The 25,356-nt window shown below is 45.0% G+C and carries 26 protein-coding genes; 16 read left to right on the top strand and 10 right to left on the bottom strand.

Features of this window, described 5'->3' with window-relative positions:
* Positions 1-10 precede the first annotated feature (10 nt).
* The 4 genes from ppnN to queF all read right to left on the bottom strand — a co-directional run bounded on the left by ppnN (position 11) and on the right by queF (position 6,491).
* Entirely contained in the window at positions 11-1,378 is a 1,368-nt protein-coding gene (ppnN, locus tag RH85_RS01945) for a nucleotide 5'-monophosphate nucleosidase PpnN (protein ID WP_006710499.1), read from the bottom strand.
* Between the two features lie 303 nt (positions 1,379-1,681).
* Positions 1,682-3,247 carry a GGDEF domain-containing protein gene (locus tag RH85_RS01950; RefSeq protein WP_006710500.1) on the bottom strand — a complete coding sequence of 522 codons (1,566 nt, stop codon included), beginning with the start codon at positions 3,245-3,247 and terminating at the stop codon, positions 1,682-1,684.
* Positions 3,248-3,359: 112 nt separating this feature from the next.
* Positions 3,360-5,630 carry a tetratricopeptide repeat protein gene (locus RH85_RS01955; protein ID WP_006710501.1) on the bottom strand — a complete coding sequence of 757 codons (2,271 nt, stop codon included), beginning with the start codon at positions 5,628-5,630 and terminating at the stop codon, positions 3,360-3,362.
* Between the two features lie 15 nt (positions 5,631-5,645).
* The gene (gene queF / locus RH85_RS01960; protein WP_006710502.1) at positions 5,646-6,491 is read right to left on the bottom strand and encodes an NADPH-dependent 7-cyano-7-deazaguanine reductase QueF; all 846 of its coding nucleotides are present in this window, start codon (positions 6,489-6,491) and stop codon (positions 5,646-5,648) included.
* A gap of 77 nt (positions 6,492-6,568) precedes the next feature.
* On the opposite strand from queF, the gene syd reads away from it, so the two are divergent.
* Entirely contained in the window at positions 6,569-7,114 is a 546-nt protein-coding gene (syd, locus tag RH85_RS01965; RefSeq protein ID WP_006710503.1) for a SecY-interacting protein, read from the top strand.
* Between the two features lie 2 nt (positions 7,115-7,116).
* Positions 7,117-7,893 (top strand): Zn-ribbon-containing protein, encoded by a 777-nt coding sequence (locus RH85_RS01970; RefSeq protein WP_006710504.1) that lies wholly within the window; start codon positions 7,117-7,119, stop codon positions 7,891-7,893.
* 43 nt (positions 7,894-7,936) lie between these two features.
* Here RH85_RS01970 and RH85_RS01975 read toward each other — a convergent pair whose 3' ends face one another.
* The 4 genes from RH85_RS01975 to RH85_RS01990 are packed head-to-tail and all read right to left on the bottom strand — an operon-like array spanning position 7,937 to position 10,319.
* Positions 7,937-8,128: a DUF2897 family protein gene (locus RH85_RS01975; protein WP_006710505.1), complete on the bottom strand. Its 192-nt coding sequence runs from the start codon at positions 8,126-8,128 to the stop codon at positions 7,937-7,939.
* The gene (locus tag RH85_RS01980; RefSeq protein ID WP_039948398.1) at positions 8,128-8,808 is read right to left on the bottom strand and encodes a M15 family metallopeptidase; all 681 of its coding nucleotides are present in this window, start codon (positions 8,806-8,808) and stop codon (positions 8,128-8,130) included. The genes RH85_RS01975 and RH85_RS01980 overlap by 1 nt, the downstream gene beginning before the upstream one ends.
* A 2-nt stretch (positions 8,809-8,810) precedes the next feature.
* Entirely contained in the window at positions 8,811-9,944 is a 1,134-nt protein-coding gene (dapE, locus tag RH85_RS01985) for a succinyl-diaminopimelate desuccinylase (RefSeq protein ID WP_006710507.1), read from the bottom strand.
* 27 nt (positions 9,945-9,971) lie between these two features.
* Positions 9,972-10,319, bottom strand: a complete 348-nt coding sequence (locus RH85_RS01990) for an ArsC family reductase (RefSeq protein WP_006710508.1) — start codon at positions 10,317-10,319, stop codon at positions 9,972-9,974.
* Positions 10,320-10,518: 199 nt separating this feature from the next.
* Here RH85_RS01990 and RH85_RS01995 point away from each other — a divergent pair, with 199 nt between their 5' ends.
* A complete protein-coding gene (locus RH85_RS01995) occupies positions 10,519-10,806 on the top strand; it encodes a winged helix-turn-helix domain-containing protein (protein WP_005598943.1) in 288 nt (95 codons plus the stop codon).
* 95 nt (positions 10,807-10,901) lie between these two features.
* Here the strand turns inward: RH85_RS01995 and RH85_RS02000 are convergent, their stop codons facing one another.
* The gene (locus RH85_RS02000) at positions 10,902-11,261 is read right to left on the bottom strand and encodes a DUF4156 domain-containing protein (protein WP_039948400.1); all 360 of its coding nucleotides are present in this window, start codon (positions 11,259-11,261) and stop codon (positions 10,902-10,904) included.
* Entirely contained in the window at positions 11,242-11,589 is a 348-nt protein-coding gene (locus RH85_RS02005; RefSeq protein WP_006710510.1) for a DUF2956 domain-containing protein, read from the bottom strand. The genes RH85_RS02000 and RH85_RS02005 overlap by 20 nt, the downstream gene beginning before the upstream one ends.
* A 173-nt stretch (positions 11,590-11,762) precedes the next feature.
* Here RH85_RS02005 and RH85_RS02010 point away from each other — a divergent pair, with 173 nt between their 5' ends.
* The 13 genes from RH85_RS02010 (at position 11,763) to fliE (ending at position 25,293) form a co-directional block, all read left to right on the top strand.
* Entirely contained in the window at positions 11,763-12,224 is a 462-nt protein-coding gene (locus tag RH85_RS02010) for a DUF2919 domain-containing protein (protein ID WP_006710511.1), read from the top strand.
* Positions 12,225-12,291: 67 nt separating this feature from the next.
* Positions 12,292-13,197 carry a Dyp-type peroxidase gene (locus tag RH85_RS02015; protein WP_006710512.1) on the top strand — a complete coding sequence of 302 codons (906 nt, stop codon included), beginning with the start codon at positions 12,292-12,294 and terminating at the stop codon, positions 13,195-13,197.
* Between the two features lie 140 nt (positions 13,198-13,337).
* Positions 13,338-14,471, top strand: a complete 1,134-nt coding sequence (locus tag RH85_RS02020; RefSeq protein WP_006710513.1) for a flagellin — start codon at positions 13,338-13,340, stop codon at positions 14,469-14,471.
* A 304-nt stretch (positions 14,472-14,775) separates the two neighbouring features.
* Positions 14,776-15,918, top strand: a complete 1,143-nt coding sequence (locus RH85_RS02025; protein WP_006710514.1) for a flagellin — start codon at positions 14,776-14,778, stop codon at positions 15,916-15,918.
* A 241-nt stretch (positions 15,919-16,159) separates the two neighbouring features.
* A complete protein-coding gene (locus RH85_RS02030; RefSeq protein WP_006710515.1) occupies positions 16,160-17,293 on the top strand; it encodes a flagellin in 1,134 nt (377 codons plus the stop codon).
* A 76-nt stretch (positions 17,294-17,369) separates the two neighbouring features.
* Positions 17,370-17,798: a flagellar protein FlaG gene (flaG, locus tag RH85_RS02035; RefSeq protein WP_006710516.1), complete on the top strand. Its 429-nt coding sequence runs from the start codon at positions 17,370-17,372 to the stop codon at positions 17,796-17,798.
* Between the two features lie 21 nt (positions 17,799-17,819).
* A complete protein-coding gene (gene fliD / locus RH85_RS02040) occupies positions 17,820-19,859 on the top strand; it encodes a flagellar filament capping protein FliD (protein WP_006710517.1) in 2,040 nt (679 codons plus the stop codon).
* Positions 19,843-20,166 (top strand): flagellar protein FliT, encoded by a 324-nt coding sequence (gene fliT, locus RH85_RS02045; protein WP_006710518.1) that lies wholly within the window; start codon positions 19,843-19,845, stop codon positions 20,164-20,166. The genes fliD and fliT overlap by 17 nt, the downstream gene beginning before the upstream one ends.
* 12 nt (positions 20,167-20,178) lie before the next feature.
* A complete protein-coding gene (gene fliS / locus RH85_RS02050) occupies positions 20,179-20,589 on the top strand; it encodes a flagellar export chaperone FliS (protein WP_006710519.1) in 411 nt (136 codons plus the stop codon).
* A gap of 252 nt (positions 20,590-20,841) precedes the next feature.
* Positions 20,842-22,308: a sigma-54 dependent transcriptional regulator gene (locus tag RH85_RS02055; RefSeq protein ID WP_006710520.1), complete on the top strand. Its 1,467-nt coding sequence runs from the start codon at positions 20,842-20,844 to the stop codon at positions 22,306-22,308.
* A 131-nt stretch (positions 22,309-22,439) separates the two neighbouring features.
* The gene (locus tag RH85_RS02060) at positions 22,440-23,474 is read left to right on the top strand and encodes a sensor histidine kinase (RefSeq protein ID WP_006710521.1); all 1,035 of its coding nucleotides are present in this window, start codon (positions 22,440-22,442) and stop codon (positions 23,472-23,474) included.
* 2 nt (positions 23,475-23,476) lie between these two features.
* Positions 23,477-24,883, top strand: coding sequence for a sigma-54-dependent transcriptional regulator (locus tag RH85_RS02065; protein ID WP_006710522.1), 1,407 nt, complete (start codon positions 23,477-23,479; stop codon positions 24,881-24,883).
* A gap of 98 nt (positions 24,884-24,981) precedes the next feature.
* Positions 24,982-25,293, top strand: a complete 312-nt coding sequence (gene fliE, locus RH85_RS02070; RefSeq protein WP_006710523.1) for a flagellar hook-basal body complex protein FliE — start codon at positions 24,982-24,984, stop codon at positions 25,291-25,293.
* Positions 25,294-25,356 lie beyond the last annotated feature (63 nt).

Raw genomic sequence — 25,356 nt, forward strand, 5'->3', positions numbered from 1 at the left:
GCCCTAGAGGCTATTTTGAATCGGTTGCGATTCGGTAGCATGGTTCATACGCGGTATTACCCGGGAGTTTCATGCGGTGTTGGGTGACGAAATCTTTCAGTAGTAAGTCCATTTTTTTCATCAAATCACGATCGCCGTCTAGCATGAACGGTCCATGACGTTCAATTTCACGGATACCTTCTGCTTTGACGTTACCTGCAACGATTCCTGAAAAAGCTTGGCGCAGCGCGGCTGCAAGATTTTCAGGACGTTGGTTGAGATGGAGATCGAGGCTTGCCATATTCTCGTGGGTTGGGTCGAACGGCAGTTGGAATTCTGGTTCGATCTTTAACGACCAGTTAAAGCTATAAGCATCACCGGTGTCTTTACGGTGCTGACGAACTAAATCCATGCTCTGCTTCATTATCTTGGCGACTTTCGCTGGGTCGTCGATAACGATTTGATAATGTTTCTGCGCCGCTTCGCCTAAGGTATCGCCAATAAATTGGTCAATAGAACGGAAGTAAGCTTCACTCTCTTTTGGCCCGGTTAAAACTATCGGCAGTGGTTGATCGGCATTCTCGGGGTGCATCATGATACCCAAAATATAGAGCAGCTCTTCTGCGGTTCCCGGTCCCCCTGGGAAAATGACGATGCCGTGCGCCATACGAACAAACGCCTCAAGACGTTTTTCAATATCAGGCATGATCACCAGTTCATTCACGATAGGGTTAGGCGGCTCAGCGGCAATGATTGATGGTTCTGTTAAACCAAGATAACGTTGGGATGTATAGCGCTGTTTAGCATGACCAATGGCTGCGCCTTTCATTGGGCCTTCCATTGCGCCTGGCCCACAGCCAGTACAAATGTTGAGTTCACGTAGCCCCATCTCATTACCGACTTCGCGAGTGTATTGATACTCGATCGGATTAATTGAGTGGCCACCCCAGCACACGATCATATTTGGCTCGATACCTGGAGTTAATGTGCCTGCATTACGTAAAATACCAAACACTAAGTTAGTAATGTGAGTGGCGTTAGTCAGGTTCAAACGCTGGTTATCAGCTAAGTGCATGTTGACGTAAACGATGTCACGCAGTACCGAAAATAGGTGTTCTTGAATGCCTTTGATGATTTGCCCATCGACAAAAGCATGCTCAGGCGGATTCGTGAGTTCAAGTTTGATTCCCCGCTCACGTCGCATGACCGTAACATCAAAAGATTTGTGTTTATCGAGCAATTCTTTGGAGTTGTCGGTGTGGCTACCTGAGTTAAGAACAGCCAGTGTGCAATTGCGATAAAGTTGGTAAAGATCACTGGATGCTGTTTTTTTAAGGCGCTCAACTTCAAGTTGAGAAAGTAAATCCATACTGCCCGCAGGGCTGATGTGGGTGATCATAGTGACCTCCTTGGAATAATGATCGATCGCGACGGTATGGTTCGCGAGTCTTTAGCAAGCCAGAGTGGCGCAATACATTGGTGAATGTTTAGACTCAGTAAACCTGACCGTATTTTTGAGCTTAGCACTGTTAACGTAAGAATAAAGACTAACCAATTGATATCAATACATCTATCACGCTTAGATGGTGATAATTTATCTATCGCCAATGATAAGCAATAAAAAAGCCGCTTAGTGCTATCACTAAGCGGCTCACATTTAATGCTGGTGCAAAAAAATATGGTTAACGATGACGGTTAAACCTTACTTCCAAACCAGTTGATTAGCGCCGACTTTTTTGCTTTCTTGTAACTGCACTCGCAATCGTTCAAGCACTTCTTCTGGCGTATCAGACTCTTTGAACACCGTGCTTACTGCGGTCAGAGTTATGCTTAAGCTCTGTTCACGGAACTTAAATGGTAATCGAGCCACTTGTGATTGAATCGCTTTCACCAGTTCTAAGCTTTCAGGATCGGCGCGCTCAGGCATAATAACCAAGAATTCCTCACCAGAATAACGGGCGATAATATCGGCATCACTTAGCTCCGCTTTGATGCAACGGGCGATAATTTTTAGCGCCTTGTCACCTGCGGTGTAGCCGAAGCTATCGTTAACGGCTTTGAAACCATCAATATCAAAATGAACCAGACGCAAATTGTGTTGATTGCGAATCCAGCGTCGGTACTCGATTTCCATTTTTTCATTGAATGCAGAGCGGTTAAGCACTCGTGTTAGTGGATCTTGTTGGATGCGAGCTGCTTGATCTTCGAGGCGGCGACGATAGTCTTGCGCCGTTTCAGCAAGTGATTCAAGTTGGCCGTGGCCGAATTGCATTCGTTCAAGTAACGCTTTCTCACGGCTTTCTGCATGTTTTAGACGTTCTGATAATGAAGAAAGTTGATCAAACAAAGGCGAGAGATTTTGCTGTGCAGTTTCAAGTGACTGAGATTGCTGTAACACCGTATAGCCGTTGGTAATGAGTGTTTGCAACTCCTTACCATGTGCCACTCGCTGATCAAAATAGCTCACACTTTGATCGGTAATTTGTGCAGAACTTTTCAATGAACTGGAGATTGATTCGTTTACTTGAGTGAGAAATTGTTGCGAAGTTTTTCGCTCAAAGTCGGTGCCTTGAATCACTAACTTTAGTATGTGTAACGTTTCTTCAAGTAAGGCTTGAGTATTAACCCCGAGTAGTAATTTCGCACGAATGTCGTTCAGTAATTCGCCCGACTCCCCGGTAAAATCGAGCTCAGTAATGAGATTTTGCAGTTCATCATTCAGCTTGTTGAGTAGTGCCTTATCGCTATCACTATTTGGTAGCAAAGCAGCGCTCTCAGGATGAGTTGATAAGATTTTTAGTGAACGTTCATAAATGGTGAGCAGTTGCATTGCTTGCTCGGAACGAGAGGTTTTATTACTAGCACAGAAGCTCAATAAATCACGAAGGTCTCGTTTGATTTTCGGGGGGATACCAGCGACCCTGAGTAGGGTTTCACCAGCATGTTTCACTTGTGAATCAAGCTGTTTTTTCTGTTTATCCATAGCCACTGTGTGTTGTTTTAGTAGTCGTTCCAATATCACCAATTTTGGAATTAGCGAACTAATGTCTTTCTTTTTTTCTATCGCTACTTTGAGTTCTAGTAAGCCTGCAAGTAGACGAGGATCGTCAGAGATGCACGCATCACTCAAGGAGCTGACGACGCGCTGTAGCACCAGTTGTTCTCGTTTGTGTTTGAACGAGCTATCTCTTTGTGTCAATCGAACTTGTTCCAATTGAGACTTCAGATTATGTAACTGCGACTGAATATCTTGTTCGAGTGCACCCATGTAGATCTAAACTTTATTATTACGCGATCAAAAAAGATCTTATTTATTAATTTATTGATAATAACAAATAAAATTTATTCGTCACGGCTTGTTGGGCTTTAAAGCGGTGCTTTTACTCATATTTTAATATTTTTTTGAGGCTCTCCTCATTATTGTAAGAAGAGTGTACTTTTATTAGCCCTTGGTTGATTGCGTGCTTACAGGCTTTACGCACGTTGCCGGTCGCCAGACTGGCAGCAGGAGCATTCTCAATCGCTTTCAAATAGACCCATTGGCTGGTTTGTTCTTGCATACTTAATGTGCGCGCGGCCCCTGTCGCCATGAGTAAGATATCGAGCAATTCTTTGTCGTTTAATGCGGTGTAAGCGCGCGGGAGAAATGGGTAATCCACCATACCAACGCGCACAATACGATTTAAGCTGCTCTGTACCTGAAACTCATCAACCCACATTTGGATTCTTTGCACCAATTCTGTTGGGTCACTATTGCGATCATTATTCGGTTCAATATACAGCAGGTTGGCATCTGAAAAGTGGTAGATGCGTGCTGGCGAACTGATTTTTTCGCGCAGGTAGCGGCCAAACTCTTTTTCGAGTTTTAAGCCTTCGGTGTAGCCATGTTGCATGTGCAAGTTGCGCAGAAACGGTACGTCTATCATGACAAAGCGTAACCGATCATTGAGCGGCTCATGAATGAGCTCACCAATGTGCCATTTTTCAAACTGGCCACTGCTCGCTTCTAAGGAGGCGGCGAGTTTTGCGTTGAGCATGCGTAGGTTACGTAGCCCTGAGCGAGAATGGGTAAAGAGATTTTGATTTAGTCGATCGATTTCGTCTTTTTGTAATTTGAGGATATGCCCTCTACGTAGCAGGAAGGTAAATAAAATCGAGCTGATGATAAACAAGCCAAAGGCAATTTTTTGAAATTTGCGATATTCCGTTTCGGTTCGTTCTAACTCTTGCTGCTGGCCACTCATGTGAATGGATCGCTCAACAAACTCTTTTTGCTGGCGGAAAGCATCTTCACTGATAATGTCTAGCTGCTGCTGCTCAAGGGTGGCAAATTTATTGTATTTTTTAAGGTACTTCAGTGCTGTTTGGAACTGCTTGTTGATCTCATAACCATGATAAATGAGGCTGTAGGCATTTTTTTGCAGTGTAATGTCATTGAGTTTTACACCGATTTCTAATGCCTTTTCGGCATTATTGATGGTTGCTTGGCCTAATCGTTGGTGCGAGGCTAATCCTGATTTCAATAAGTAAGCATAGGCTTGCAGCTTAGGCGCTTCAGTGCCTACGAGCAGCTCTTCTGCACGCTCTAAATATTGCTCTGCCAGTGTGAAGTTGACTAGCTTGAGGTAAGTGGCCGCCAGCGAAATGCGAATATCAATTTCATTGACGATGTTGTTTTGCGTGCGTTCATGATCCATCGCATTAAACAGCTGTACCAAGGCAAGGTTGTATTTTCCTTGCTGGTAATAAATGTCACCCATCAGTTTTAAAATGGAAGGCAATACTGGTGATTGTTGGTAATTGTCGTAAAAATCAGCGGCTTGCGAGAGGTGGACGATCGCTTTATCAAGTACGCGGCGGTCATAAAACAGCACGCCTAGGCGGTAATTTACTTTACCAAGTTGCGCGCTTGAATCTTCTTCAATGGCTTTCCAATAGGCGATCAAAAATTCAGATAAAGCCTTATTGTATTGTTGGTGGGACAGGTAGTGTTCGCCAACAGTAATATGGTAATTGATCAGCGTGTAAGAGGATTTGATTTGATTGACGTAGGGTCTTACTTGCTCAAAGAGTTGATTTGCTAAAGCTTGTTCGCCTTCTTGTGACGCGATCTCAGCTTTAAGCATGATCATTTGGTATTTCAACCCTTTTGCCAACTGCTCTGGTCTTTTTATTGCTTCGTAAGCGTCTCCGACAAGATGAAGTTGCTCACGGGCTTTGATGCCATCGCCAGAAAACTGCCATTGCAATCGAATCTGCTGCAATTCAACATCAAGACCAAGATAAGGTAGGTGATAACTACTGGCCAAGGCTTTGGCTTCGTCGAGATGGCTTAACGCAATCTCGGGATTGCCAAGATTAAATTCAGCATCGGCCAATATTTTTAGTGCATCAATTGACGCGCCAGGCGAACGGACTCGATTGTCCGCTTCATCTCGAGAAATTGCTGACGGACTTTTTTCTGCGTTGTTTGTCAGTGTGCGCTGGGTAAGAAAATCCAAAGCTAAGTGGCGAGCCTGATTTGGCACAATGTCAATCAGACTATTGGCTTCGTTTAACGTTGGTGACGTGTATACCGGAGCGCTCAGGGCAAACGGTGACACCAATAGAGTAAATAAGCAGAGCCAACGCTCCCAGCGCAATTTATACATCCTACAAACGATCCTTTATTGACGAGCCATACGCTGATTGTGGCTTGGCTGTGTTTGCTCTGTTGAACGGTAAGGGTTGATATCCAAACCACCTCGGCGAGTGTAACGTGCGTAAACAGTCAAATGTTCTGGCTGACAATAAGTCATGATGTCAGTAAAGATGCGTTCAACACACTGCTCGTGAAACTCGTTATGCTCACGAAACGAAACGATGTATCGTAACAGAGCTTCACGATTGATTTTTTGACCGTGATATTGAATTTCAACACTACCCCAGTCTGGTTGGTTAGTAATTAGGCAGTTAGACTTAAGTAAATGGCTATGCAGTGATTCTGTTACGATTTCTTGTTCGGCGGCACCGTCAAGTAAGGTGGCATCAAATTCATAATGTGAGATTTCGATATCTTGATGATCAATGCATTCTCCGGCCATCGTCACGATGACACTATCGGTATAATCTTCAACAGAGCGTAGCGTTACTGACACGGTTTCACCTGCACACGCAGACAAATCTTTGATCAAGGTTGCTTCAACATCATCCCAGCACGCAAAGCGAGTTTGGTTCAAGCTATTGAGGTAAAGCTTGAATGATTTAGATTCGATTAAGTTTGCGCTGGTGGCTGGAATCGCAACATCACCTACGGCAACTTGAGGTAATCCCTTGTCATTTAACCAAGACAGTTCATACAAAGTCCAAATATCACAACCGTGAAAAGGCAATGTTTCACCTAGCTCAAGATCGTCGCGATTCAAGCTGCGCGGCACCGGTTGCAGTAGCGAAGGATTGTAAAGGCTTGCGTACTCAGTCTTTTGACCTAGCGTTAATCCGGCTAGCTCTTTTGCGTTGGAATATTTACTCATACTTTGAATCGATTTGGATTAGAATGACGGGAATTTTACGCAATCTCGCACCCAGTGTCATTAAATTGGAGATCCGAATGGCTGACAACGTCTTGCAAGCCTTACGCACATTCAGTGAAAAATACCGTTCAGCTTATCAAGCGCAACATGGCTCTTTGCCAATTAGTGAAGAGTTGGCCGATCTGGTTTCACCTTGTATTGAACAAAAGCGAGAAGATAGCGTGGAGTGGCAAGCCTATCCGCGCGAGGCGTTTGCAGACTTTAGTAATGTTGAACAAGGCATTGAATTAACCTTACATGATGATATTAAGCACTTCTACGGTACGCAATATAGCGCTGACATGGAAGCAAGTTGGAACGGCAATGGCTTGTCATTGTTACAGGTGTGGAATGATGAAGATTTTGTTCGCCTGCAAGAGAATATTTTGGGTCATTTGGTAACTCAGCGTCGTTTGAAGCTCAAACCGACGGTATTTATTGCCGCGACAGAGGCTGAATTAGATGTCATTTCTATTTGTAACCTAACTGGCAACGTAGTGCTCGAACGTTTAGGCACCGATAAGCGTGATGTATTGGCAGACAATGTCGCTGAGTTTTTGAATAATTTAGAGCCTGCGGTGTAACCATGTACGTTGTTGAACTTCAATTTGAGTGTTTTGATAACACCACCATCAGTGCGGTAGATAAAGCGATCAATGGCTTGATGGATGCTCTACGTTACAATGGCCAAGTATTAGGTCGCGAGTTTCCGATTGTGATGGGCGACGGCGAGTTTTATGTTCGCGTCGTTTGTCCTGAAAAACAAAGTTTGCATCCCAATAACCACTCTGATTTTGTCAAAGTGTGTATGAATCGCTTGGCAGAGGCGAGTTTACTGGCGCCAAAAATGCGCATGTTGGGACGCGATTTAAACTCAGAAGAAGCCGCGGAAGAAGAGACGCCAAGCTGGCAAGTTCTTTATACCACGTACGTGCATACGTGTTCACCGCTGCGCAGTGGTGAAACATTATTGCCTATTCCACTGTATCGTAATGGTCCAACACTAAATGGTGATCATAAAGCGGTGGTGAAATGGCAGACCGAATGGCAAGCCTGTGATGAATTGCAAATGGCAGGTGGTTGCCGCGCTGAGCATGCCGCGCTGCATGAAATTTGTGATACCGACAGCGTATTGTTCCGACGTGGTTGGGATTTGCGTGGTCGAATTGAATTCTTAACCACCATTCCGACTTATTACTATCAATACCGTGTCGGTGGTGAAAGCCTTGCCCAAGAAAAGGGACGTAAATGCCCTAAATGTGATGGTGAATGGTTACTAGATGAACCATTGCACGATATCTTTTATTTTAAATGTGATGATTGCCGAATTGTGTCCAACATTTCATGGGATCACATTAAGTAATCCGCCAGCGCACATTTTACTGAATTATAAAGCTCGACCTTGTTTATGACTCACCATTAGGTGGGTCTTTACGTTCTGCTTCATCGCTGTCTGCCGATGCCTGTTTTTCCTGCGGGTCTCTCTTTTTTACCTGCCCCATCTTCATATTAGCGGTGTATTTTAGCGCCGCAATATTTCCAATGATGACACACAAAACGATGGTTATGATGACCCAAGGGTTGGTCAGTAGATCCATCATGCTTCTCCACTAATATTGGCAATAAACTGAGTGTAGATCTTATCGAGCTGGCTTAACACCTCATCCATCGCCAATATGGGATCTAGAAGCAATTGTTGCTCAAGCATGGCAGGAGAGAGCTGCGCTAAACAATATTGTGCGGTATTGCGGTGGCTAATGTGCCACGGTTCCGGAGCGACGCCACCAAGATCTTGAGCATACGGAAAGAAAAAACCAAATTCAGCTAAGTGTTGTTGCAACCATGCATAGAACGGTGCTTGGTGACCTTGTAGATACTCCCAAGGTTCAAGCTGTAGTTGCACGCCTTGTGGCAACAAGTCCCGATCAAACAGATCAAACTCGCTTCCCCAGTGATGACGGCTTGCTCCCGGTAAAGCCGACCAACGCAGAATCGCCATCACTTTTTCATTGGTAGTGAGGGCTGAGCTATCGATCGCTTGGCTCTCACTATCAAGAATAGGGGTGTAACCTAATAGCTTGTTATTCCAAATGGTTTTTTGCCGCTCAAAATCACGAAAACCGCTAGCAATATTGAGATTAAAACCGGCCTGAGTTGCCGCTTGTTTAAGGCGTAACAAATCGTTGGCTACCTCGAGGTGAACCAAGAAAGCTTTCTGGCCAATCACCACCTCAGAAAGGTGGCTCTGGCTTTGGCCGGTGAGCTGCTCAGGCGTCATGATCACGCGAGAATATTCTCCAAAACTTTTTGATACATATCGGTCAGTTTTTCTAGGTCGGCAATGCTGACACACTCATTCACTTTATGGATGGTGGCATTGACCGGGCCGAGCTCAACCACTTGCGTCCCCATTTGTGCAATAAAGCGTCCATCTGAAGTACCGCCTGTCGTGAGTAACTGTGGCTCTTTATGGTTCACATCCGCGACGCCTTTCACCACGGCACTGAGTAATGTACCCGTGTCGGTTAAAAACGGCTGGCCGCTAAGTGTCCACTTTAGATCATAGTCTAAACCATGCGCATCGAGGGTTGAGTGTACACGGCGTTTGATTTCACTATCGGTTAGTTCGGTACTAAAACGGAAGTTAAACTGCACGTCAAATTCGCCTGGAATGACATTTGATGCGCCAGTACCAGCAGCAAGATTCGGGATCTGGAAGCTCGTTGGCGGGAAGTAGTCATTACCATTATCCCATTGGGTCGCCGCCAGTTCTGCTAAGGCTGGTAGTGCTTGATGAATCGGGTTCTTGGCGAGATGAGGATAGGCCACATGGCCTTGGATGCCATTGATGCGTAGATCACCAGTAATTGAACCACGACGACCGTTTTTCACCACATCTCCTACAGCGAGGGTGCTCGATGGTTCACCGACAATACACATATCGATGATTTCATCACGGGCCATCAAGGTATCGACGACGCGAGTCGTACCATTAATAAATGGGCCTTCTTCATCGGAAGTGATTAAAAACGCAATCGAGCCTTTGTGAGCGGGATTTTCTTCAATGAAACGTTCGACAGCCACAACCATACAGGCGAGTGAGCCTTTCATATCAGCAGCGCCGCGGCCATGTAGGTAGCCATCAATCACTGTTGGCTCAAAGGGAGGAGTATGCCATTGCTCAACAGGACCTGCGGGTACAACATCGGTGTGACCAGCAAACGCAAACAGCGGGGCTTCGGCACCACGGCGCGCCCAGAAGTTGGTGGTATCTTCAAAGACCATCACTTCAATTTCAAACCCAAGTGACTTGAGGCGATCTATCATCACTTGTTGGCAGCCCGCATCCTCTGGGGTTACGGATTGTCGGCCAATTAAATCTTTTGCCAGAGCTAATACAGGGCTATCGCTCATCCTTGAAATCCTTTTATTAATAGTTTGCTACGAAAAAATTGTGGCGTATTGATCGGCTTTGAAACCGAGATGGAATTGTCCATCAACCTCTAAAATAGGTCGCTTAATCATTGCTGGTTGTTCGATTAGTAATGAAATCGCGCTTTGCTCATCTAAGCCCTCTTTTTGCTCTTGGCTAAGTTGGCGAAAAGTAGTGCCGCGTTTATTGATGACATTTTCCCAACCTAGCGCTTGGCAAAACTGAGTAATCATTTCTGAATCAACACCTTGCTTACGATAGTCGTGAAAGTCAAATTCAACACTTTCCTCAGTAAGCCATTTTTTGGCTTTTTTTATCGTATCGCAGTTTGGAATACCATACATAGTGACTTTCATACTTATCCTTTGAAGTGACTTTTTTGTTATTTATGAATCCTATCAGGAAGTTGGTAATGAGACAAAAGTGTGACGGATATATTTTGATGAGTAAAAAATACCCCTTGATGGGGTAGGGGAATGGCCAGTTATTGATCAAACGCAACAAACTATTTGGATAAAAGGAAATAATGTTGGTTGAAGTTTATAGGAGGTATCAATGGAACTGAGTCCTGTGTTTGCAAGGCGTTTGTATTTAGCTCTGCTAGTTGAAAGTCTAGAGAGACCAAATGTTCCTAAATTAATTGAGCAGACTGGCTGGCCACGTCGCACAATCCAAGATGTAATTAAAGCTTTACCAGGTATTGGTATTGAACTCGCTTTTGTTCAAGACGGTCGACGTCATAATGATGGCTATTATCAGCTATCGGATTGGGGCCCTTTTGATAGTCAGTGGGTGACCGATCGTGAACCTGATATTGCGGCGAGCTTGGGTTTTAGAGCCTAGTTGAAATTGGGCTTTTAGAACATTGGTTTTCGAGCAGAAAATCGCACTCAAAAATCACATGCAAATGATTGATTTCCGTATTCTGGCCGTCGTTTCTATTTCGCTATGATTTCATAGCATTGATATGCATTGCCAACGACGGTGAACGAGGTTGAAAAATCTTGTGGAGTGATCATGAACACCGTATCCGCGCCAAGTTGTTTGGCGCGGTTTTTTATGTCATGCAGTGCACCTTGCACCAGCACATCATTGGGGAAAAACAGGTAGGAATACCAATGTCCTTCACTGCCCGTTACCTCGCCTAACCATTCACAATTATCCGCATTAAAACCCCCGTCCATTCTAAGATGAACCATCTTGGCTGGTTCGTTGATCGTTGTCGTCGGTGTTGTGCATCCCAGCAGAGTTGCCGGGAGTGCTATTACGACAAATAATTTACATAGCTTGTGAAGCATAAACAAAGAACCCTACCCAACTGATGACCAATAGCATCCAAGGCAGTATAGAGCTTTTTGCGCTTGGTGAGGGTGATAGCGTCTTTGGTTGTTGATTTTCATCACTGTTTTCGTTGGCTATTTGTTTACTACGTTGTACTTTTTTCTTTGCTTTATCCGCTTGACGGGCTTTTTCTTTTTGCTGCTTTTTATACAGCGCAATGCCTTTCTCTATGCCTTGAGCAATCAGTTTTGTTTGCTCTTTAGATTGGCCTTGTTTTTGTGTCGCTTTGGCAATGCCCAACGCTTCTTGTTGAGTTTTTTCTGAGGGTGGGGTGGTTTTTTTCATTGTTTTTTGACGTTAGTTGTTTAGCAGCAATCGTATCATGTTGATCGTAAGAGATCTGTCATTCTGTCTGCGATGTGAGCTAACCGATGTTCAAAATTGGCCGATAAATTTCATGGTATGTTTCAATTTTTGGGGTAGAGTGGACCCATAAATTAAATAGGTAGGCAAAGACGATGAGATACGCCATTGATGCATATGATAAAAATGGTTTTCTGAATGCCCCTAGATTGCTTTGGTTAGGCTGGATGTTACTGGCTAAAGCATGGGTAGTGTTCGTGGTTGCAGGTGCTAGCCGTGATAGTGGTAGTGAGATATTGACTTATGTCTATCCTGACCATGACATGCTCTATTTGGGGTTGATGATGGGTGTCCCAAGTATTGCCCTAATGTGGTTAGTCAGTTTGCGTACACCAGAGCGTGGGTGGGTGAGTAGGCTTGTTTCTTGGGGAAAACCGATTACCTTGATAACCGCAGTCAGTCAGCTAGCGCAAAGTGTGTACCATGTTTACTTGCAAGCAGGTGCTTTTAGTTGGACCAACGGTTTAATTATGTTGTTACTGTTGTGGTTTTGTATTTATGTTTACCAGAGCAAAACGGTAAGAGATTGCTTTATGATTCCAGCAACGAACAACTGATCCCAATCAAAACGCCGAACCAAATAATCATTACACTGAGCAAAAATAAAATAACAAGGAGCTCTAAATGTCACAGTCTCAAACGGCCATCCTTCCAGAAGCGGAGCCATTTGCACAGTACATTCAGATAAAAGTACGTCAAAACAACGAGCAAGTTTTAGCTCAGCTACAAGCACTTCCAACCTTAATTGAAGAGTTAAATCAGCAACAGGTGAACGCTAATTTAACCCTGTCGATTGCTTTTACTCATGGCTTTTGGCAGCAGTTAAATCAAGCGATGCCAGCGGAGTTGATCGCATTTCCTCAGCTAGGTGAAGGTGATGTTGTTGCGCCAAGCAGCGATATTGATGTGCTTATTCATCTGCATTCCACTCGTCCTGATTTACACTTTTATGTGGTACGCAAACTTCTCTCTGAGATTGCAGATGATGTTTTGGTTGTGGATGAAACGGCGGGTTTCCGTTACTTAGACGCACGTGACATGACGATGTTTATTGATGGCACAGAGAATCCGAAAGAAGCGATGCGTGAAGAAGTGGCGATCATTCCTCAAGGAGAGTTCGCTGGTGGCAGTTACGTCATGGTTCAACGTTTCATTCATGACTTGCCAGCGTGGAATCGCCTTAGCGTAAAAGCACAAGAAAAAGTGATTGGCCGCACTAAGCCTGATTCAATTGAGCTCGACGACGTACCTGCAGCCTCGCACGTTGGTCGTGTTGATATTAAAGAAGAAGGCAAAGGCCTCAAAATTGTCCGCCATAGCCTGCCATACGGCAGTGCGAGTGGTGAGCACGGTCTATTGTTTATTGCGTACTGTAATACTCTGCACAACTTTAAAGTAATGTTAGAGAGTATGTATGGCGTGACGGATGGTAAAACTGACCAGATGTTGCGTTTTACTCATGCGGTTACCGGCGCGTATTTCTTCGCACCAAGCCAAGAAATGCTGCAGAGTCTTCGCGTTAAGTCGTAGCCCATTCCCTTGCGTGACAGATTGATTAACCGAGCCGCTGCGCTCGGTTTTTTTATGCTTGCTCTCCCATCAGTAAAAAAGCTAAAGATCTCTGAGATTTGCCGATAAAAAGACAATACCGGTAAAAGGCTAGCCATTTTATGACGATCACTGTTAATACCAATGTCTCGGCAATGACCGCGCAACGCCATTTAGGCAATGCGACGCAATTGCTGAATCAATCCTTGGAGAGGCTCTCTTCAGGGAGTCGCATTAATAGTGCCAAAGATGATGCGGCCGGTTTGCAAATCTCCAATCGCTTGGAAGCCCAAATGAGCGGACTTGATGTTGCAATGCGCAATGCCAATGATGGTATTTCAATCATGCAGACTGCTGAAGGTGCGATGAGTGAATCGACTAATCTCTTACAGCGCATGCGTGATCTTTCTTTGCAATCTTCGAATGGTGCGAATAGCGCTTCTGAGCGACAAGCCCTTCAGGAAGAAATGACGGCTTTGAACGATGAATTGAACCGAATTGCTGAAACTACCTCTTTCGGTGGTCGAAAATTGCTCAACGGTTCCTTTAAAAGCTCGGCTTTTCAGATTGGCGCTAGCTCTGGTGAAGCGGTACAAGTATCGCTCAACAATATGCGTACAGACACCCTAGCAATGGGTGGCTTTAGTTATGTTGCCGGTACAAAGGTAAACAGTGAATGGCAAGTTGGTGTCGATAACCGCCAATTAAATCTATCTTTCACTAACGCGAAAGGCGTGCAAGAGAGCATTAAGATAGAGGCTAAAGCAGGTGACGATATTGAAGAGTTGGCTACCTATATCAATGGTCAAACCGATAAAGTCTCAGCATCGGTTAATGAAGATGGCCAGTTGCAGATCTATATGGCCGGTAAAGAAACATCCGGTACGATTGCTTTCTCAGGCAGCCTTGCCAATCAATTGCAAATGAATCTCTCTGGCTATGAGTCGGTGGATAGTCTCGATATCACTCAAGCGGGTGGCGCGCAGCGCGCGGTCTCGGTGATTGATACGGCATTGCAATTTGTTGATAGCCATCGTGCTGAGCTTGGCGCGCTACAAAACCGCTTTGATCATTCAATCAATAATCTCAGCAATATAAATGAAAATCTCGCGGCGTCGAATAGCCGGATTAAAGATACTGATTACGCCAAAGAAACCACGCAAATGGTTAAGCAGCAGATACTGCAGCAGGTGAGTACTTCTATTCTCGCGCAGGCTAAACAGCAACCTAATCTTGCTTTAACACTATTGAATTAAGCTCGCTAAGCCAATCTAGCCGTGTGATCGCGCACTTATGTCGATGTGAATAGGGCGTTTGTCTTAAAAAAGAGAACGCTATCGACCAGTGATAATAAACCTTTAGTAAATAAATCGACTTTTGATTGTTTTTATCCTGTTCATCACACTCTTCTGGCTAAAGCATCTTTTTTCAAAAAAAACTTAAAAAAATTCTAAAGGTTTTCAAAACCACGCCGTTAATAAAAGTAACTTTGAGAGAACTACTTGGTTTTCCGAGACGTCGGAAACCGGAAACATCGGAAAATCAATTGGAGATAACACCATGGCAGTGAATGTAAATACTAACGTTTCAGCAATGACAGCTCAGCGTTACCTTAACCAAGCAACTAGCGCACAACAAACTTCAATGGAGCGTCTATCGTCTGGTTCTAAAATCAACAGCGCAAAAGATGACGCTGCTGGTCTACAAATTTCAAACCGCTTGAATGTACAAAGCCGCGGTCTAGATGTTGCAGTACGTAACGCGAACGATGGTATCTCTATCGCTCAGACTGCTGAAGGCGCGATGAACGAAACAACGAACATCCTGCAACGTATGCGTGACCTATCGCTACAATCTTCAAACGGTTCTAACTCTGATTCAGAGCGTGTAGCAATCCAGGAAGAAGTAACATCTCTAAACGATGAGCTTAACCGTATTGCTGAAACAACCTCTTTTGGTGGTAACAAGCTTCTTAACGGTACGTTCAGCACTAAATCAATGCAGATTGGTGCGGACAACGGTGAAGCAGTAATGCTAACGCTAAACGACATGCGCAGTGACAATGCTGGCATGGGCGGCACGGCTTACAAAGCAGCTGCTGAAAACGCTAAAGATAAAGATTGGGGTGTAGAAGCGGGTAAAAACACGCTAGAAATCACTCTAACTGCTAAAGATGGTGCAGCGCCTGAAACTATCGCTATCAACGCGAAAGAAGGCGACGATATCGAAGAGCTAGCAACTTACATCAACGGTCAAACAGATAAAGTAAAAGCATCTGTTGACGAAGATGGTCGTCTACAAGTATTCGCTGGTAGCAACAAAGTTGACGGCGCGGTTTCATTCGGTGGTTCACTAGCGGGTGAACTAGGCATGAGCGCTGGTAAAGCTGAAACGGTAGATACTATTGACGTAACTTCAGTTGGTGGCGCACAGCAATCTGTAGCGGTAATCGACGCAGCACTAAACTATGTTGATAGCCACCGTGCAGAACTAGGTGCATTCCAAAACCGTTTTGACCATGCAATCAGTAACTTAGATAACATCAACGAAAACGTGAACGCATCTAAGAGCCGCATCAAAGATACTGACTTCGCGAAAGAAACAACGGCGCTTACTAAGTCGCAAATTCTTTCTCAAGCATCAAGCTCAGTACTTGCGCAAGCAAAACAAGCTCCAAACTCAGCACTAAGCCTACTAGGCTAATTGTTAGAGTGAAGAAAAACCCAGCCTAGGCTGGGTTTTTTTGTATCTTAAAAAGCTAGGTCGACAAAAGATTTAGATTGATTTCACGCTTTTGTTATCAATTTGGCTCAACTAAAAAAAAAGATAATTTTTCTCTAAAGGTTACATTTTACTCGCCGTTAAAGGACTGAGAGAAATGATATGCGTCAAAGTGAGGTGAGAGACACTGCGGCGCATGCCCCTATGCCAAAGGAGATCAATTATGGCGATCAATGTAAACACGAACGTGTCTGCAATGACAGCACAGCGCTACGTAAACAATGCAGCCGACGGGATGCAGAAGTCGATGGAGCGCTTGTCGTCAGGTTACAAAATCAACAGTGCAAAAGATGATGCTGCTGGTCTGCAAATTTCAAACCGCTTAACATCTCAAAGTCGTGGTTTGGATATGGCAGTAAAAAATGCCAATGATGGTATTTCGATTGCGCAAACCGCAGAAGGTGCGATGAATGAAACCACCAATATTCTGCAACGTATGCGTGATCTATCATTGCAATCATCGAACGGTTCAAACTCAAGTTCTGAGCGCGTTGCGATCCAAGAAGAGGTAACGGCATTAAACGATGAACTCAATCGTATTGCCGAAACGACCTCTTTTGGTGGTAACAAGCTGTTGAATAGCCAGTACGGTAGTCAATCTTTTCAGATTGGTTCAAGTTCGGGCGAAGCGGTAAAATTGACCATGGGTGACATGCGTTCTGATACTGCAGCCATGGGCGGAAAATCGTACCAAGTAGCAACCGGAAAAACGCCTGATTGGCGAGTACAAGCAGACAGCACCGACATCACATTTGACTATTCAGATGCGAATGGTGAAGCGAAGTCATTGACGATCAACGCGAAAGCAGGCGATGATATCGAGCAGCTGGCCACTTACATTAATGGTCAAAGCAACGATATTAAAGCTTCGGTTGGCGAAGATGGGAAAATGCAGTTATTTGCGGCAACAAACCAAGTAAGCAGTGAAGTCACCGTTGCGGGTGCTTTAGGCAGTGAGCTGGGTTTTGAAGCAGCAAAAGACGTAACAGTCGCTGACGTGGATGTGAGTACGGTAGCAGGGTCGCAAATGGCGGTTTCTGTTATTGATAGCGCACTCAAATCCGTTGATAGCCAACGTGCATCATTAGGTGCATTCCAAAATCGTTTTGATCATGCGATCAGCAATTTAGACAATATCAATGAAAACGTAAACGCATCGCGTGGACGTATTCGTGATACTGACTATGCAAAAGAAACAACTCAAATGACTAAGTCGCAGATCCTGCAGCAAGCCAGTACTTCAGTTTTGGCCCAAGCAAAACAGAGTCCTACTGCGGCATTAAGCTTATTGGGTTAAGGATAAGTAATACCGAGCTGACTAGGCCGATTACCCTAAACGGCGGATCGGTCTATGAGGTGGAAGGGAGATTGTTATGGAGATACCGTCCTACGCATCGAACATCCAGTCCCATGGCTCACAAAGTGGCACTAAAATTGCTTCGGAATATGATAATTCGCAAAGCTCCGCCTCAGTTTCAAAGACGGCCGTAGCATCAGAATTAAGCCAGTTAACCTCGCGCGGGATTGAACAAGCGATGGAAGCAACGCAGTCCAGACTGAAGCTTTCAGAGCAAGAACGTGAGAAAGTAGTGGAACAGATGAATGAGTTCATCTCAACCATTCAAACCGGCTTATCGTTTCGGGTTGATGAAGAATCCGGACGAGATGTTGTGACCATCTATGAAGAAAGTACTGGCGAAATCATTCGTCAGATACCCGATGAGGAGATGTTAGAAGTGATGCGACGTCTTAGAGAGCAAACAGCACGTTATTCGTCTGGGCTGTTGATTGATAAGGTGTAATTGTATTTTTGAGGTGATTAGATGAGTTTTGGCCCTGTAGGGATGAATTCTGGCATGGATATCAATGCCATGGTCGGCAAAATTGTTGAGGCGGAGCGTGCACCCAAGCAGCAACGTATCAATAATGAGCAGACTAAAATTGAATCCAGTGTCAGTGCCTACGGTCGACTCAGAGAGTCGCTGGATACGATGAAAAACTTGATGGCGAGTTTTCGCCAAGAAAAGGCGTTTGCGGCAAGAAAGGTAGACACTACTGATGATGCCGTCGTGTCGGCAACCGCCTCAACTGAAGCGATCGCAGGCCGTTATGCTGTTGATGTGTTGCAACTTGCTCAAAGCCACAAAATTGCGTCGGATGTTTTTCCTGAAGACGCAAAATTTGGCGAAGGTAAGTTGCGCATTTCGATGGGTAGCAAATCGTTCGAAGTAGACGTAAAACCGCACTCCAAGCTAAGCGATGTTGTCCGAGGCATCAACGGCAGCAAAAGTAACCCTGGAGTGCGCGCTTCGGTTATCAACGATACCAATGGCCCTCGTTTGATTGTCGCCTCAGACCTCTCTGGTCAAGATCATGCCGTTAGCATGAAAGTTGAAACCAACCAGCCCAATAATCTACTTAAGCAACTTGAGTATAAAACACTTGAGCAGCGTGTTTCTGATCTTGAAAAAGCTCGCGCAACAGCGCAAGATCTGCTCAGTCCTTTAACGCCCCAAGAACAATTAGTGGCTGACCGAATTGCTCAACGTAACATCGATGCGGCAAAAATTGTCGACGGTGAAATTGCCGATGCGAGCCGACAAGCGGCAACGGTTGTCGACCCTAATGCGGCAAAAGACATCACGCCAGTCAATCAGATTTCCGAAAAAGCGGTTGCAGCGGCAGCGGGCGCTGGGCAAGCTGCAAATAAATACATTAAGCCAGAAGATCGTATCCCAGGTTGGACGCCCACTGCCTCCGGGACGTTATTGGATTCTTACTGGGAACCCGAGCCACAGCTGGATGATAAGGCGCGTGAAAAATCGGGTGATATACCGGGGTGGAACAACACCGCTTCGGGCACGTTGACGGATTCTTATGTCACACCAAAAGAAGCGCAAGCAGCACTCGACAAAAAATTGGCTGCCGAGCAGGCAGTGATTAAAGCGGCGCATCAGGATGAAATTGATCAGATTGATGCGGCATTGGCAGCCGGCGATATGGATGATGCGCAAGCCAAGCAAGCTAAATTAGATATGTTGCCACCGGAGCAGCGCGAATATCTACAACGAATTGAGCAGGCTCAACAAGCACTGAAAGCGGCACAAGGTTCGTTTGATACTTATAGTGGCATGAGCCAAGTACAAGCGGCACAAGATTCAAAAGTGATGCTTGATGGTGTCGCTCAGCTATCAAGCAATAACAACATCATCGAAAACGCCATTGATGGGGTTGATTTAACCCTCAAAGGACGCACCCAACCGGGGAAACAAGCCTCGGAAATTGATATTGAGTATGACCGTCAAGGTGTACGAGAAGATATTGAACAGTTCGTTTCAGCCTACAACCAGTTCTATCAATTATCAAAAGATCTCGCCACCGTCGATCCGATGACGGGTCAAGCTGGACCACTGTCGGGAGACAGTATCGTGCGTAGTGCGGATTCGCGCTTAAAAGCGGTTTTCTCTCAATCGGTTGAGCCGGCACCACAGGAGCTAAAATCACTGACTGAGTTTGGTATCACCACCACTCGTCAAGGCTCGTTAGAAATTAATTATGAAATGCTTGATCGTCAACTGAACAATAACTTCAACAAATTAGAAGATTTTTTCGGTGGCAATCAGGGGTTCGCGAAAAAGGTCGAAGACGCAATCCATGGTTTAACGGGGGTGACAGGCTCATTGCGAACGCGTGAACAAAGCCTAGTTGAGCGAAATTATCGATTGCAAGATGATCAGGTCAAACTGGATCGTCGCATGGAAGGCTTACAAGAGCGCACCCATGCAAAATTTAGCGCCATGCAAGATTCAACCAGTAATATGCAAGCGCAGTTAGCGGGGATGATGAGTGCTCTCAACCGATAAATTCACAGATCAGTTAAAGCAGTTAAGTGATCTGGATCACACAATAAAGAATGAGCTTTCAGTGGATGACATTAACACTGAAGAAATTTCTGAGTTGGTCGATAAAAGAGAACAATTGTTGCAGAGACTGCTCTGCACGATAGACGAGCTGCCACAATTATCTCAAACTGAGCAGTGGCAACAAGCGATCAAAGAGACACAGAATGTGGTCATGCTGATGCAAAGCAAAACCACGTTACTTGGTCAAACATTATATAAATATCGTCACGGCAATAAGTCCGTGCAGCAATATAAAAAGTTTTTGTAGAAGAGGAATGCTATGCGCGGTTCATTACAGGCTTATAAGAAGGTATCGGTAGATAGCCAGCTCACCGCGGCCTCCCCGCATAAAATCGTTCAGATGTTGATGGCTGGGGCTATTGAGCGTTTGATTCAAGGTAAAGCTGCAATGCAGCAGGGTAATATCCCAGCGAAAGGTGAGCGCTTAGGCAAAGCTCTCGACATTATTATCAGTTTACGTAGCTGTTTATCGATGGATGATGGCGGAGATATTGCGCAAAACTTGGATCAACTCTACGAATTTATGATCACACAAATCACGGCAGCGAATCACAAAAATGACCCTCAACCATTAGATGATGTGATTGATATTATTCGTGAGATCAAATCAGCGTGGGATCAGATACCAGCTGAGTTTCATAACCTAACAGCTCAAGAGGTTGGGTTGTAATAAATAGATTAAAAAAGGTTAAATTATTTAGATATTTAATAGAAATAGCCTTGGCTTAATATCACACCTCCTAATTGCTTGGTTGCCTTATTTTTTTTATCAAATAAAATAGAAGCCACTAACTAGCCTAGTGGCTTATTTTGTTGCCGAATTTTGTAAATTGACTATCGTTAATAATTACTCGAACTAAGAGATACGATTTTCATCACTTTGGCAGATTCAAGTATTTAATGAAGGCAATCATTCACACCTATGCAAGGCTTAGCAAAACTACTTGTTATTGAAGACGACGCCCAGGCGCAAACGAATCTAGCATCTATCCTAGATTTCGTTGGTGAGCCATGCGAAGTCGTCAATGCAGCACAAATTGATACGTTAGATTTTTCAGGCGTTTGGTCCGGTTGCATCATTGGTTCTATTCTTCAAACAGAACAAGCAATCAAACTAAACCAAAAATTATCGCGCGCGAGTCATATCCCACTTCTTATCGCCAACAAGCAGTTTATGTTTGCCGAGGAACTCACCAACTACGTTGGGGACCTCGCTTATCCGCTGAATTACCCGCAACTGAGTGAAGCTTTACGTCACTGTAAAGATTTTCTTGGTCGCAAAGGTGTTAATGTTGTTTCTTCTTCACGCAAAAACACGCTGTTTCGCAGCTTGGTTGGGCAAAGTCGTGGCATCAAAGATGTCCGCCACCTGATTGAGCAAGTCTCGTCTACGGAAGCCAATGTCCTGATTCTTGGAGAATCTGGCACGGGTAAAGAAGTCGTGGCACGCAACATTCATTACCATTCTTCTCGCCGTGGTGGCCCATTTGTACCAATTAACTGTGGTGCTATTCCTCCTGATTTGTTGGAAAGTGAGCTCTTTGGTCATGAGAAAGGGGCGTTCACCGGCGCGATTACCGCGCGTAAAGGCCGTTTTGAGTTAGCGGAAGGCGGAACGCTGTTCTTAGACGAAATTGGTGATATGCCAATGCCGATGCAAGTCAAACTGCTGCGTGTGTTACAAGAGCGCTGCTTTGAACGCGTTGGGGGTAACAATACCATTCGTGCTGATGTTCGCGTGATTGCGGCGACACATCGAAACTTAGATACCATGATTAGTGACGAGTCTTTCCGTGAAGATTTGTACTACCGTATCAATGTGTTTCCAATTGAAATGCCGGCCCTGCGTGAGCGGAAAGAAGACATTCCGTTGTTGTTGCAAGAGTTAATGACACGCATGCAAGCAGAGGGGGCACAGCCTATCTGTTTCACACCGCGTGCCATCAATTCTTTAATGGAACATGATTGGCCAGGCAACGTGCGTGAGTTGGCAAACTTAGTTGAGCGAATGATTATCCTCTATCCGAGTAGCTTGGTTGATGTGAATCATTTACCAACTAAATATCGTTATAGTGATATTCCAGAGTTTCAGCCAGAATCCAATCCATTGGTTTCTGTTGAAGAGCAAGAACGCGATGTGCTACATAACATTTTTTCTGATGATTTTAGCATCGATGATCTTGATGTCTTCGCCAATAGCGAGCATGCCCCACAAGCGCTGCCACCGGAAGGATTGAACCTTAAAGAGATGTTGGCAGAGCTTGAAGTTAATATGATTAACCAAGCTCTTGACGCTCAGGGTGGTGTAGTCGCTCGAGCTGCGGATATGCTGGGCATGCGCCGTACGACCTTAGTTGAAAAAATGCGCAAGTATAACCTTCAACGCTAGTTTATTGTGGTGTCAATAAAATGGCGCCGTATTAACTAATTGAAATTTAAAGTAAATGGCTTGGCTTGCAATTTGCATGTCAGGCCATTGTAGTATTTAAGGCAAAAAAACGGTACGCAGGCGAACAAAGAATGGATAACCACTTAGGCTCATTAGAAGAGCAAGTTGAACGTTACAAGCAGGTTTTAGACGTGATGCCTGCTGGGGTTATCTTGCTCGACACCCAAGGTGTGGTGCGTGAAGTCAACCCAGAAGCCGAACGTTTGCTAGAAGTTCCCTTGGTTGGCTATAAATGGTTCGAAGTGATTCAATGGGCCTTTGCTCCGCGTGAAGATGACGGTCATGAAATCTCGTTACGCAATGGCCGTAAGGTGCGCTTAGCGATTTCAGCCTCAGCGACCGGACAATTGATCCTGATTACTGATCTGACCGAAACGCGCCTATTGCAATCACGTATTAGTGATTTACAGCGTTTATCATCACTTGGTCGTATGGTGGCTTCGTTAGCACACCAAGTCAGGACGCCTTTATCAAGTGCGATGCTATACGCTTCAAACCTTGCTGCGCCCAATTTACCGCCAGCAACAAAAGATCGCTTTCAAAGTAAGTTAGTTGATCGATTGCAAGACCTTGAAAAACAAGTTAATGATATGCTGTTGTTTGCCAAAGGTGGTGACAACAAGGTAGTGAAAGAATTTACGATTGCTGAATTGGTTGCGGAATTCTCACCTATGGTGGAGACGGCGCTGAAAAATAGTGCCATTGATTACTGCCTTGAGGTTGAAGGCGAGTCAACCCGTTTGCTGGGTAATGCTAACGCGATAGCTTCAGCATTAAGTAACTTAGTGATGAACGCCATTCAGATCGCAGGCAAAGAATCACAGATAGATGTGTTTTTCCGCCCAGTAAATAACGAATTAAAGATCTCGGTGCAAGATAGCGGACCGGGTGTTGCGCAAGAATTACAGCAAAAAATTATGGAACCTTTCTTTACCACTCGCTCTCAAGGCACAGGCCTTGGATTGGCAGTCGTACAGATGGTTTGTCGCGCGCACGACGGAAAACTTGAACTCATTTCTGAGGAAGGAGATGGGGCATGTTTTACCATGTGCATACCACTGGAAAATGCTCCTCAACTTGACCAATCAGTAACGACTGGAGAATAGCAATGGCTCAAAGCAAGGTACTTATCGTAGAAGATGACGAAGGTTTACGCGAAGCACTCGTCGATACCCTCGCGCTTGCTGGCTACGAATGGCTTGAAGCAGACAGCGCTGAAGACGCGTTGGTTAAGCTTAAAACTAACGCCGTGGACATTGTTGTTTCGGATGTTCAAATGGCCGGCATGGGTGGTCTAGCACTGCTGCGCAATATCAAACAGCATTGGCCAAATCTGCCGGTATTGTTGATGACGGCATACGCCAATATTGAAGATGCCGTTTCAGCAATGAAGGATGGCGCGATTGATTACATGGCGAAACCTTTTGCTCCAGAAGTTCTGTTGAACATGGTCAGTCGTTACGCGCCAGTTAAATCAGACGACAACGGTGATGCTGTTGTTGCTGATGAAAAAAGTTTAAAGCTGTTGGCGCTTGCCGACAAAGTGGCTCGTACCGATGCCAATGTGATGGTGCTTGGCCCTAGTGGTTCGGGCAAAGAAGTGATGTCGCGTTATATTCATAACGCCTCACTCCGCAAAAATGGCCCTTTTGTGGCGATTAACTGTGCAGCGATCCCTGACAACATGCTTGAAGCGACACTGTTTGGTTACGAAAAAGGAGCCTTCACCGGCGCGGTACAAGCGTGTCCAGGTAAGTTTGAACAAGCGCAAGGTGGCACGATTCTACTGGATGAAATCAGTGAGATGGATCTAAGCCTGCAAGCTAAGTTATTACGCGTACTGCAAGAGCGTGAAGTTGAGCGCTTAGGCGGCCGTAAGAGCATTAAATTGGATGTCCGAGTATTAGCCACCAGTAACCGCGATCTTAAGCAGTATGTGCTAGAAGGAAATTTCCGTGAAGATTTATACTACCGTCTGAATGTTTTCCCAATTGCATGGCCAGCGCTATGTGAACGTAAAGGGGATATTGAACCTTTAGCACGCCACCTGGTAGAGCGTCACTGTCAAAAATTGGGTATGCCGGTACCAAATTTGAGCCAAGACGCGCTGGCTAAACTCGTTGCCTATCCATGGCCGGGTAACGTCCGTGAATTGGATAATGTGGTGCAACGAGCCTTGATCCTGAGTGAAAATAATCACATTGGTGGTGAGCATATTCTACTTGAAGGCTTGGATTGGTTAGATGCAACCAGCTTACAGCAAGTGGTTGAGAATGGCTCAGTGGCAATGCCGACCATCAAGCCCGTGGCGGAAGTGGATGCTTTTAAAGGCTTATCTTCGACCTCTGGATTAGGGGGGGAACTAAGGGACCAAGAGTACACTATTATTCTTGAAACTTTAGTTGAGTGCGCTGGGCGCCGTAAAGAAATGGCCGACAAGTTAGGGATCAGCCCACGGACTTTACGCTACAAGCTCGCAAAAATGCGTGATGCAGGGATTGATATTCCAAACTAACGTGCTATTTTCGTAGGCTTAATAGTGCGTGGCATACTCTTTGCAGCGTCAGTAATACAACGTAGTTGCTTGTCAAAGAATTGACACCAGAGGTAATGATGAGAATTGATGGATTTAACAGCGAAATGCAAGCCATGATGCTGGATGCGGCTAACGCAAAACCAGTCGCCACAGGTCAAACTGTGGGGGCAGATTTTAAAGATTTGCTTAGCAATGCCATCAATAACGTCAACAGCCTTTCTAAAACGTCAGGTGACCTGCAAACCCGCTTTGATCGCGGTGATGAAAATGTCTCTTTATCTGATGTGATGATCGCTCGGAATAAATCGAGTGTCGCTTTTGAAGCAACGATCCAAGTACGCAATAAACTGGTTGAAGCGTATAAAGAATTAATGAACATGCCAGTGTAATTTAGGTAGCAACTGTGTCCGAGCGAAACCACTCAACAGATTTGGCTTTGTCTGAGTCAGCGT

The sequence above is a fragment of the Vibrio ichthyoenteri ATCC 700023 genome (genome assembly GCF_000222605.1).
Lineage (GTDB): Bacteria > Pseudomonadota > Gammaproteobacteria > Enterobacterales > Vibrionaceae > Vibrio > Vibrio ichthyoenteri.

Coding starts and splice junctions, on each gene's coding strand:
- ppnN (WP_006710499.1), bottom strand. CDS start 1,378: ATGATCACCCACATCAGCCCTGCGGGCAGTATGGATTTACTTTCTCAA.
- RH85_RS01950 (WP_006710500.1), bottom strand. CDS start 3,247: ATGGGTGCACTCGAACAAGATATTCAGTCGCAGTTACATAATCTGAAG.
- RH85_RS01955 (WP_006710501.1), bottom strand. CDS start 5,630: ATGTATAAATTGCGCTGGGAGCGTTGGCTCTGCTTATTTACTCTATTG.
- queF (WP_006710502.1), bottom strand. CDS start 6,491: ATGAGTAAATATTCCAACGCAAAAGAGCTAGCCGGATTAACGCTAGGT.
- syd (WP_006710503.1), top strand. CDS start 6,569: ATGGCTGACAACGTCTTGCAAGCCTTACGCACATTCAGTGAAAAATAC.
- RH85_RS01970 (WP_006710504.1), top strand. CDS start 7,117: ATGTACGTTGTTGAACTTCAATTTGAGTGTTTTGATAACACCACCATC.
- RH85_RS01975 (WP_006710505.1), bottom strand. CDS start 8,128: ATGGATCTACTGACCAACCCTTGGGTCATCATAACCATCGTTTTGTGT.
- RH85_RS01980 (WP_039948398.1), bottom strand. CDS start 8,808: ATGACGCCTGAGCAGCTCACCGGCCAAAGCCAGAGCCACCTTTCTGAG.
- dapE (WP_006710507.1), bottom strand. CDS start 9,944: ATGAGCGATAGCCCTGTATTAGCTCTGGCAAAAGATTTAATTGGCCGA.
- RH85_RS01990 (WP_006710508.1), bottom strand. CDS start 10,319: ATGAAAGTCACTATGTATGGTATTCCAAACTGCGATACGATAAAAAAA.
- RH85_RS01995 (WP_005598943.1), top strand. CDS start 10,519: ATGGAACTGAGTCCTGTGTTTGCAAGGCGTTTGTATTTAGCTCTGCTA.
- RH85_RS02000 (WP_039948400.1), bottom strand. CDS start 11,261: ATGCTTCACAAGCTATGTAAATTATTTGTCGTAATAGCACTCCCGGCA.
- RH85_RS02005 (WP_006710510.1), bottom strand. CDS start 11,589: ATGAAAAAAACCACCCCACCCTCAGAAAAAACTCAACAAGAAGCGTTG.
- RH85_RS02010 (WP_006710511.1), top strand. CDS start 11,763: ATGAGATACGCCATTGATGCATATGATAAAAATGGTTTTCTGAATGCC.
- RH85_RS02015 (WP_006710512.1), top strand. CDS start 12,292: ATGTCACAGTCTCAAACGGCCATCCTTCCAGAAGCGGAGCCATTTGCA.
- RH85_RS02020 (WP_006710513.1), top strand. CDS start 13,338: ATGACGATCACTGTTAATACCAATGTCTCGGCAATGACCGCGCAACGC.
- RH85_RS02025 (WP_006710514.1), top strand. CDS start 14,776: ATGGCAGTGAATGTAAATACTAACGTTTCAGCAATGACAGCTCAGCGT.
- RH85_RS02030 (WP_006710515.1), top strand. CDS start 16,160: ATGGCGATCAATGTAAACACGAACGTGTCTGCAATGACAGCACAGCGC.
- flaG (WP_006710516.1), top strand. CDS start 17,370: ATGGAGATACCGTCCTACGCATCGAACATCCAGTCCCATGGCTCACAA.
- fliD (WP_006710517.1), top strand. CDS start 17,820: ATGAGTTTTGGCCCTGTAGGGATGAATTCTGGCATGGATATCAATGCC.
- fliS (WP_006710519.1), top strand. CDS start 20,179: ATGCGCGGTTCATTACAGGCTTATAAGAAGGTATCGGTAGATAGCCAG.
- RH85_RS02055 (WP_006710520.1), top strand. CDS start 20,842: ATGCAAGGCTTAGCAAAACTACTTGTTATTGAAGACGACGCCCAGGCG.
- RH85_RS02060 (WP_006710521.1), top strand. CDS start 22,440: ATGGATAACCACTTAGGCTCATTAGAAGAGCAAGTTGAACGTTACAAG.
- RH85_RS02065 (WP_006710522.1), top strand. CDS start 23,477: ATGGCTCAAAGCAAGGTACTTATCGTAGAAGATGACGAAGGTTTACGC.
- fliE (WP_006710523.1), top strand. CDS start 24,982: ATGAGAATTGATGGATTTAACAGCGAAATGCAAGCCATGATGCTGGAT.